Raw genomic sequence first — 8,754 nt, 5'->3', positions numbered from 1 at the left:
AAGGATGGAAATGTTTCTGAGTTCAACACTGCAGCTGATGCTCCTATGATTGAGACCCTTAAACCTTTCACTGGTAAAGTTAATGGACTTTCTGAAAATGGTAATAAAGTAGTAGTAGATAAGGATGGAAATGTTTCTGAGTTCAACACTGTAGCTGATGCTCCTGTTACCGAAGCTCTTAAACCTTTCACTGGTAAAATTGATGGACTTTCTGAAAATGGTAATAAAGTAGTAGTAGATAAGGATGGAAATGTTTCTGAATTCAACACTGCAGCCGATGCTCCTGTTACCGAAGCTCTTAAACCTTTCACTGGTAAAGTTGACGTACTTTCTGAAAATGGTAATAAAGTAGTTGTCGGAAAAGATGGCAATGTTTTTGAATTCAATACTCCTGATGACGCTCCTGTTACTGCAGCTCTTAAACCTTTCACTGGTAAAGTCAATGAACTTTCAACAAGTGGAAATAAAGTTATTGTCGATAAAAATGGTAATGTTTCTGAATTTAGAAACCCAGAAAAAGCACCTAGTGTTCCAAAGCTTCCAGAACTAACTATCAACAACGAAACAACAACTGTTGTAATTAAATCAAAAGATCAAAATATCAGTGTAGAACTAAATTCTAACCATACTGAAGAAATCAGTTTTAAAGCAACTGATATTACTAATAAAATAGATTTAGAAGAATTAAAAGCAAAAATAATAAATGATAAAAATAATGAAATTAATAATAAAGATAAAATTTCATCTATTAGAGTTGTTGATTTAGAATTAAAAAAAGATAATAAAACAGTTAAACTAAATGTACCAAGAACAGTTCACATAGCTTTACTTCAGAATGAGCAAGATAAAGAAATACTTGTATATCACTTAAAAGATGATAATTCTATTGAATTAATACCTTCAAGTACTACAGGTGGAAATTTACAATTTACTGTAAATCACTTTAGTAAGTTTGCTATTATAGCAAAAATTAAAACAGCATTAGCATCTAATGAAAAAGATATTAATACTTCTGCAGTACAAGAAGAGAAAAAATTCACAGTTATAAATGCAAAAGGAGCAAAATCAGCTCCTAAAAACGCACCAAAAACACTTCCTAAAACTGGAGAAACTACTAATAAAGCTTTAACTTTATTGGGAATTTCATTATTCGCTGCAACTATACTATTAAAACGTAGAAAAAATAGCTAATACACTTTTACCTCGGAGATAAAGCATTTTATCTCCGAGGTATCTCTTTAAAATTATAAAAAAAAGATATAGTTCAAATAAAATGAACTATATCTTTTTCTTTACTTTCCAGATACTTTCAGACGAGCACAAGCTTTAGCTAAAGCCAGTTCTGCACGTCTTACATCAAGACTATCTTCTTTTTTAGCAAGACGATCTTCTGCACGTTGTAATGCTCTTTGAGCACGTTCAACGTCAATATCTTTATCTAATTCTGCTGTTTGAACTATAATAGTTACTTCGCCTTTATGTGTTTCCACAAATCCTTCACTTACAGCTAAATATTCTTCTCTGCCATCAGGAAAAACTACTTTTAATGGTCCCACTTTTAATGATGCAACCATTGGAACGTGGTTGGCCATTACCCCAACTTGTCCACTCGTAGTCCCTAATACAACCATAGAAGCCTCTTTTGCGCTATAAGCTTCTCCATTAGGAGTAACAATGCTTACACTTAAAGTATTCATTTATTTACCTCCTATTTGTATTATACTTCTACTCCTAGTTTACGAGCTTTTTCTAATACGTCTTCAATTCCACCAACTAGACGGAATGCATCTTCTGGGATATGGTCATATTTACCATCTAAGATTCCTTTGAATGCTTCTACTGATTCAGATACTGGAACATATGATCCAGGTTGACCAGTAAATTGTTCTGCTACGTGGAAGTTTTGAGATAAGAAGAATTGAACACGACGTGCTCTATCAACTGTTTTCTTATCTTCATCACTTAACTCGTCCATACCTAAGATAGCGATAATATCTTGTAATTCACGATATTTTTGAAGAGTTCTTTGAATTCTAGTCGCAACTTGATAGTGTTCTTCTCCTACGATTTCTGGAGCTAATGCTCTTGATGTAGAAGCTAATGGGTCAACGGCTGGATAGATACCCATCTCTGTTAATGAACGCTCAAGGTTTGTTGTTGCATCTAAGTGAGCGAATGTTGTAGCTGGAGCCGGGTCAGTATAGTCATCGGCTGGTACATAGATCGCTTGAATAGATGTAACAGATCCTTTTTTAGTTGATGTAATACGTTCTTGTAAACGTCCCATCTCAGTAGCAAGTGTTGGTTGGTAACCAACGGCTGAAGGCATACGTCCTAATAACGCAGAAACCTCAGAACCTGCTTGTGTGAAACGGAAGATGTTATCGATGAATAGAAGTACGTCTTGTCCTTCTTCATCACGGAAGTATTCCGCCATTGTTAATCCTGTTAATGCTACACGCATACGAGCACCAGGCGGTTCGTTCATTTGTCCGAATACCATGGCTGTTTTGTTAATAACACCAGAATCTTTCATTTCGTAGTAAAGGTCATTACCTTCACGAGTACGTTCACCTACACCAGTGAATACAGAAAGACCACCGTGTTGTTGTGCAACGTTATTGATAAGTTCTTGGATAAGAACTGTTTTACCAACTCCAGCACCACCGAAAAGACCGATTTTACCACCTTTGATATATGGTGCAAGTAAGTCGATAACTTTAATACCTGTTTCAAGAACCTCAACGTGTGTTGATAATTCTTCGAATGTAGGAGCTTCTTTATGAATTGAATCTTTACGAACTTCTGCTCCTGCTTCTTCACCGTGGTCAACTGCTTCACCTAATACGTTGAACACACGACCTAATGTGTAGTTACCAACAGGAACTGTGATTGGCGCTCCTGTATCTACTACTTCTGCTCCCCTATTTAATCCATCAGTAGATGACATCGCAATTGTTCTAACTACGTTATCACCAATTTCTAGAGAAACTTCAAGAACTAATTTTTCTTTTTTTCCATCACCTTTTTCTATAAATACTTCTAAAGCATTTAATAGATTAGGCATATGCCCTGATTCGAATTTTACGTCTACTACAGGTCCCATAACTTGGAGAATATAACCTTTATTCATATGTTGTTTGCTAACTTAATAGCTTCTCCTTTCTCATTACTATTTTGTTGCTGCTGCTCCACTTACAATCTCTGTAATTTCTTGTGTAATTGCAGCTTGTCTTGCACGATTATATTTAATCGTAAGTGTATCAATAATATTTCCTGCATTATCAGTTGAGTTTTTCATTGCTGTTTTTCTTGCAGAATGTTCACTAGCTTTACTATCTAATATACTTCCGTAAATCATACTTTCAGCATATTGTGGTAGTATTACATCTAGTACTGCTGCCTCACCAGGTTCAAATTCATAAGCTCCTGTAGGTTGCTCATCAGAATTTGCGAATTGATCTGTATTTTCTATAGGAAGAACTTTACTTTCAGTTACAACCTGTTGAATCATACTAACAAAGTGATTGTAATGTAAGTAGATTTCATCATATTCTTTATCTATGAAATAACCTACAACTTTATTAGTAATTTCCTTAACCTGTGTGAAACTTGGCTCATCTGGTATATCTCTATAACTATCAACTACATTATAGCCATTTTTTCTGAAGAATTCTGCACCATAGTTACCTATAGCTACAATTCCATACTCGCTATCATTATGTCTTTCGTTAACAGTATTAACAAAATTTCTTATGATATTAGAGTTGAATCCTCCACATAAACCACTATCACTAGTAATTACCACATAAAGAGTTTTCTTAGCTTCTCTTTTTTCTAACATAGGATGCTTGATATTAGCTCCTTTACCAAAAATTGTTCCCATCACTTCCTGCATTTTTTGCATGTAAGGATTGAATCTTTGTGTGTTAGATTGTGCTTTTAAAAGTTTAGAAGTGGAAACCATCTCCATCGCTTTTGTAATATGACTAGTTTTCTTTGTAGAATTGATTTTGTTTTTAATATCTCTTAGTGACGCCAATTAGTTCACCACCTTTACTCTACTACTTCTCATCTTAAGCAAAAGTTTTTTTGAATGCAGCGATTACTTCATCCATAACTTCTGTTGCTGGTAAGTCTTTTGTTTCTTTAATGTGCTTAACTGCTTCATTTTCATGAGCATCTAAGTACGCATATAATTCTTGTTCAAATCTGTGAATATCTTTAACTTCAACATCATCTAAGAATCCGTGCGTTAAAGCATAAAGAATCATAACTTGTTTTTCTACTGGAATTGGTTTATGTAAGTCTTGTTTTAAAACTTCAACTGTACGTTTACCACGTTCTAGTTTTTCACGAGTTGCTGGATCTAAGTCAGAACCGAATTGAGCAAAGCTTTCTAACTCACGGTAAGATGCTAAGTCAAGACGTAATGTACCTGATACTTTTTTCATAGCTTTAATTTGCGCAGATCCTCCTACCCTAGATACTGAAAGCCCTGCGTTAATCGCCGGTCTGATACCTGAGAAGAATAAATCTGATTGTAAGAAGATTTGTCCATCAGTAATTGAGATTACGTTTGTTGGAATATATGCAGAAATGTCACCTGCTTGTGTTTCTACGAATGGTAGCGCAGTGATACTTCCTCCACCAAAATCTTCATTTACACGAGCTGCACGCTCTAGAAGACGTGAGTGTAAATAGAATACGTCCCCTGGGTATGCTTCACGACCTGGTGGTCGTTTTAATAGTAATGATAACTCACGGTAAGCTGCTGCTTGTTTTGATAAGTCATCATAAACGATTACTACATCTTTACCATTAAACATAAACTCTTCTGCCATAGCAACCCCTGCATAAGGTGCAATGTAAAGAAGTGGTGCTGGTTGAGATGCTGATGCTGTAACTACGATAGTGTAGTCTAGCGCACCGTGTTCTTTAAGTGTTTCTACAACACTACGTACTGTAGATTCTTTTTGCCCAATTGCAACATAGATACAAATAACATCTTGTCCTTTTTGAGCTAAAATTGAGTCGATAGCTACTGCAGTTTTACCTGTTTGTCTATCCCCGATAATAAGCTCACGTTGTCCACGTCCAATTGGTACTAATGCATCGATCGCTTTAATACCAGTTTGGAAAGGAACTGATACAGATTTACGTCCCATAACCCCAACTGCTGGAGATTCGATTGGACGACGTTTTGTAGTATTTACTGGACCACGTCCATCAACTGGTTGTCCTAATGGATCAACTACACGTCCTATTAATTCTTCACCAACAGGAACGTCCATAACACGTCCAGTACGACGAACTTCGTCTCCCTCTTTAATATCAGTTGTTGGTCCTAAAATTACGATACCAACATTTGTGTCTTCAAGGTTTTGAGCAAGTCCCATAACCCCTGTTTTAGTGAATTCAACTAACTCACCACTCATTATTTCATTAAGACCGTATACACGAGCTATACCGTCCCCTACTTCTATAACTGTACCGACATCTGTTGACTTAACTTCAAACTGATAATTTTCTATTTGTGATTTTAGTAATGAACTAATTTCTTCAGCTCTAATAGCCATTTATGTCCCTCCTTGTTTCAACTTCTTCTAGATTGTAGAAATTTTTGACTTTATAGCGTTTAATTTTGCTCTAACACTAGCATCTACTACTTTGTTATTGTAAGTAAGTTTAAGTCCACCTAGAAGACTCTTGTCTACAAGGTTATTAAGTTCTACTTTTTCTAGTTGTAACTCATTTTTAAGTTTTTCTTTTAGATTTTCTAACTGAACTTCAGTTAGTGGCGAAGCTGATTCAACTTTTACAACAACGCTATTTGAATGTTTATTAAACAATTCAGTAAATTGCTCTAAAACAAAATTTATTAATGAGATTTGCAGATTTCCTGCTAAGATTTTCACAACATTTACAACATATTTGTTTACTCCTGCAAATGATGCTTCAATCAAGTTAATTTTTTTTATTTTTTCTAAATTAGGGTTGTTCATCAATGTAACAAAATCAGAGTTTCCATTAATAACTTTTGCAACTTCTGGTAACTCATTAGCTACTTGTTCTAATGCGTTATTTTCTTTTGCAACTTCAAATAATGAATATCCAATTTTATTAGCTAATACTGACTTACTCATTATTTCACCCCTACCTCTTTAATGACTTTATCAACATATTCACTTTGTGTTGAGTCATCTAATTCTTTTTCTAAAATTTTTGAAGCTACAAGCACTGATAAATCAGCAATTTGTCTGTTGATTTCTTCAAGCGCTCTTTTCTTCTCATCCTCAATATCTCTTTGAGCATTTACTTTTAATTGTTCTGCTTGTTTGCGAGCTTCTTCAAGAATAGCTTGTTTTTCAATCTTAGATTGTTCACGAGCATCTTCCATCATAACTTTAATTTCTTGTTGAGCATTTTTTAATTTTTCTTGATTTTCTTCAAGTAAAACTAATGCTTCTTTTTGATTTCTAGCAGCATCATCAAGTTGACCTTCAACTAATCTTTGACGCTCATCTAACATATCAATAAGTTTGTCCCAAGCAAATTTTTTCAGTAATACTAATAAGATTAACACAGCTACTATATTAATAGCCATATTTCCTAGATTAAAACCTTGATGAGAAGAGTGTTCAGTAGCTAAAAATACTAAATTTTCCATTTACTAAATGCTCCTATTCTTCATAGTTCTTTTGTTCACAGTATTATACTAAATTATTTAGCTAAGATAACGAATGAAATAACGATAGCTAAGATAGGTACTGCTTCTACAAGTGCGAATAATACGAAAGCATTAGATTTTAATCTTGACTCTAATTCTGGTTGGCGAGATACACCTTCGATAAATTTACCGAATAAAAATCCGTTACCGATACCAGCACCAACCGCTGCTAAACCTGCTGCTAAACCTGCTCCAATTAATTCTACCATAATTATATTTTCCTCCTTGGATAATAAATGAATTTTATTAATTATTAGATTTTTGCACATATAGTGCGTTTAAAAAGATTAATGTTCATCACTAATTTTATGTGATAAATAAATGAATGTTAAGACAGTAAAGATATATGCTTGGATAAGTCCTATAAATAGAGAGAATCCTTTCCATACTACTAGACCTGCCATACCAGCTATTGCACCAAAGAATCCTACTGTTGTAAGTGTAGCTAATAGTGCTAATAATATTTCACCTGCATAGATATTACCGAATAAACGCATTGAAAAAGTCATTAAATTTGTGAACTCTTCAATAACCTTGAACGGTGTAATACCTATACCTGAAGAAGTATATGTACCAAAATAGTGTTTAACTCCTTTATACTTAATTCCTGCAAAATGAGTAAAGACAATCACTAATAATGCAAGAGAGAAAGTAAATGTTGGATCCGCAGTTACAGAGTTGACATAGACTACTTCATTGTAACTAACTTCTATTAATACACCTATAGTATTTGCTACTGCAACAAGTGAAATAATTGTTAGAGCTGTTGCCCATAATCCTTTACCATATTTTTTCCAGTTAACATTACCTTTGATGACATTATCACTAACGAAATAAGCAAGTAACTCAGCTGCATTTTGACGTTTACTATCTGGTCTTAATTTAATTCTACTAGTTAGAAACATCACTATAATAAAGGTAAGCAACACTGTTATTAAAGTTGTGATTACACTAGGAATATTAACCGTTATATCATAGCCAAATAATTTGGTAATAAGATATGTATGTTTTTCCATATATTCCCCTCACCTCTTTTCTTAAGTATCTTTTATATTTCTAAATCTGTTGTAATATAAAATTAGAAATACTTAATACATATTATAATATTATTTTATAATATTTTCTAGCAATTTCTTAAATTTTATCTAAATTGTTTAAAAATATGTTGTTATTATTATGTTATTTTGTTCCGAAGATTCTGTCTCCAGCGTCTCCTAGTCCTGGTACGATATACCCATGATCATTTAGTTTTTCATCTAATCCTGCGATATAGATATCTACATCTGGATGTGCATCATGTAAAGCTTTTACACCTTCTGGTGCTGCTATTAAACACATAAATTTAATATCGTTAACTCCACGTTGTTTTAGTGAGTCAATTGCAGCAATAGCTGAACCACCAGTTGCTAACATTGGGTCAACAACGATAAAATGACGTTCTTCTGGATTATTTGGTATTTTTACAAAGTACTCATGTGGTTGAAGCGTTTCTGGATCACGATATAAACCTACGTGTCCTACTCTTGCTGATGGAATTAAATTCATTAAACCATCAACCATTCCTAATCCTGCACGAAGAATTGGAACAAAAACTATCTTTTTACCTGCAAGACGTTTACAAGTAGTAGTTTGAATTGGAGTTTCTACTTCAACATCCTCCAATGGAAGATCACGAGTAATTTCATAAGCCATTAAAGAACCTACTTCATTAGTAAGTTGTCTAAAGTCTTTAGAACCCGTTCTCTTATCTCTAATAAAAGATAATTTATGTTGGATCAATGGATGATCAAATACATGAACTTTTGACATAATTATAGTTCTCCTTTGTTATATTATTATATTTATTTTACTCTAATTATTTCATTTTAACAAGGGATATCCAAAAATATTTTACCTCCTTTAAAAATTTTTTTTTTATTAAAACTCTTATATTACTAGACTTCTATTATAGAAAATATTACAATAATAAAAACAAGATAAACGGAGACTTTACCATGCAAAGAAAAACATTTTTAGGGATATTT

The 8,754-nt window shown here is 33.6% G+C and carries 10 protein-coding genes; 1 reads left to right on the top strand and 9 read right to left on the bottom strand.

What is annotated here, in order from left to right; genetic code table 11:
* Positions 1–1,191 (top strand): LPXTG cell wall anchor domain-containing protein (locus O5Y44_RS07865; RefSeq protein WP_371465892.1); only part of this gene is annotated, 1,191 nt, incomplete at its 5' end.
* A gap of 101 nt (positions 1,192–1,292) precedes the next feature.
* Here the strand turns inward: O5Y44_RS07865 and O5Y44_RS07860 are convergent.
* The 9 genes from O5Y44_RS07860 to upp form a co-directional block, all read right to left on the bottom strand.
* Positions 1,293–1,697 carry a F0F1 ATP synthase subunit epsilon gene (locus O5Y44_RS07860; protein WP_271987124.1) on the bottom strand — a complete coding sequence of 135 codons (405 nt, stop codon included), beginning with the start codon at positions 1,695–1,697 and terminating at the stop codon, positions 1,293–1,295.
* Between the two features lie 20 nt (positions 1,698–1,717).
* Positions 1,718–3,133 carry a F0F1 ATP synthase subunit beta gene (atpD, locus tag O5Y44_RS07855; RefSeq protein WP_003147221.1) on the bottom strand — a complete coding sequence of 472 codons (1,416 nt, stop codon included), beginning with the start codon at positions 3,131–3,133 and terminating at the stop codon, positions 1,718–1,720.
* Between the two features lie 39 nt (positions 3,134–3,172).
* Entirely contained in the window at positions 3,173–4,042 is an 870-nt protein-coding gene (gene atpG, locus O5Y44_RS07850; RefSeq protein WP_102170359.1) for an ATP synthase F1 subunit gamma, read from the bottom strand.
* A 34-nt stretch (positions 4,043–4,076) separates the two neighbouring features.
* Positions 4,077–5,579, bottom strand: a complete 1,503-nt coding sequence (gene atpA, locus O5Y44_RS07845) for a F0F1 ATP synthase subunit alpha (protein WP_003147223.1) — start codon at positions 5,577–5,579, stop codon at positions 4,077–4,079.
* A gap of 27 nt (positions 5,580–5,606) precedes the next feature.
* Entirely contained in the window at positions 5,607–6,146 is a 540-nt protein-coding gene (atpH, locus tag O5Y44_RS07840) for an ATP synthase F1 subunit delta (RefSeq protein ID WP_003147225.1), read from the bottom strand.
* A complete protein-coding gene (gene atpF, locus O5Y44_RS07835) occupies positions 6,146–6,670 on the bottom strand; it encodes a F0F1 ATP synthase subunit B (protein ID WP_271987125.1) in 525 nt (174 codons plus the stop codon). Before atpF ends, atpH begins: the two co-directional genes overlap by 1 nt.
* Before the next feature lie 53 nt (positions 6,671–6,723).
* A complete protein-coding gene (gene atpE, locus O5Y44_RS07830; RefSeq protein ID WP_003143965.1) occupies positions 6,724–6,939 on the bottom strand; it encodes a F0F1 ATP synthase subunit C in 216 nt (71 codons plus the stop codon).
* A 78-nt stretch (positions 6,940–7,017) separates the two neighbouring features.
* Complete coding sequence (gene atpB / locus O5Y44_RS07825) at positions 7,018–7,746, bottom strand: F0F1 ATP synthase subunit A (RefSeq protein WP_271987126.1); 729 nt, start codon at positions 7,744–7,746, stop codon at positions 7,018–7,020.
* Between the two features lie 163 nt (positions 7,747–7,909).
* Complete coding sequence (upp, locus tag O5Y44_RS07820) at positions 7,910–8,539, bottom strand: uracil phosphoribosyltransferase (RefSeq protein WP_271965957.1); 630 nt, start codon at positions 8,537–8,539, stop codon at positions 7,910–7,912.
* Positions 8,540–8,754: the final 215 nt, after the last annotated feature.

It is taken from the genome of Gemella sp. 27098_8_155 (genome assembly GCF_041433725.1).
Taxonomy (GTDB): domain Bacteria; phylum Bacillota; class Bacilli; order Staphylococcales; family Gemellaceae; genus Gemella; species Gemella haemolysans_D.
This window is presented reverse-complemented; position numbering and strand designations above follow the sequence as displayed.

What these genes read in the sequence shown, in the direction of transcription:
- O5Y44_RS07860 (WP_271987124.1), bottom strand. Translation starts at nt 1,697, where the DNA reads ATGAATACTTTAAGTGTAAGCATTGTTACTCCTAATGGAGAAGCTTAT.
- atpD (WP_003147221.1), bottom strand. Translation starts at nt 3,133, where the DNA reads ATGAATAAAGGTTATATTCTCCAAGTTATGGGACCTGTAGTAGACGTA.
- atpA (WP_003147223.1), bottom strand. Translation starts at nt 5,579, where the DNA reads ATGGCTATTAGAGCTGAAGAAATTAGTTCATTACTAAAATCACAAATA.
- atpH (WP_003147225.1), bottom strand. Translation starts at nt 6,146, where the DNA reads ATGAGTAAGTCAGTATTAGCTAATAAAATTGGATATTCATTATTTGAA.
- atpF (WP_271987125.1), bottom strand. Translation starts at nt 6,670, where the DNA reads ATGGAAAATTTAGTATTTTTAGCTACTGAACACTCTTCTCATCAAGGT.
- atpE (WP_003143965.1), bottom strand. Translation starts at nt 6,939, where the DNA reads ATGGTAGAATTAATTGGAGCAGGTTTAGCAGCAGGTTTAGCAGCGGTT.
- atpB (WP_271987126.1), bottom strand. Translation starts at nt 7,746, where the DNA reads ATGGAAAAACATACATATCTTATTACCAAATTATTTGGCTATGATATA.
- upp (WP_271965957.1), bottom strand. Translation starts at nt 8,539, where the DNA reads ATGTCAAAAGTTCATGTATTTGATCATCCATTGATCCAACATAAATTA.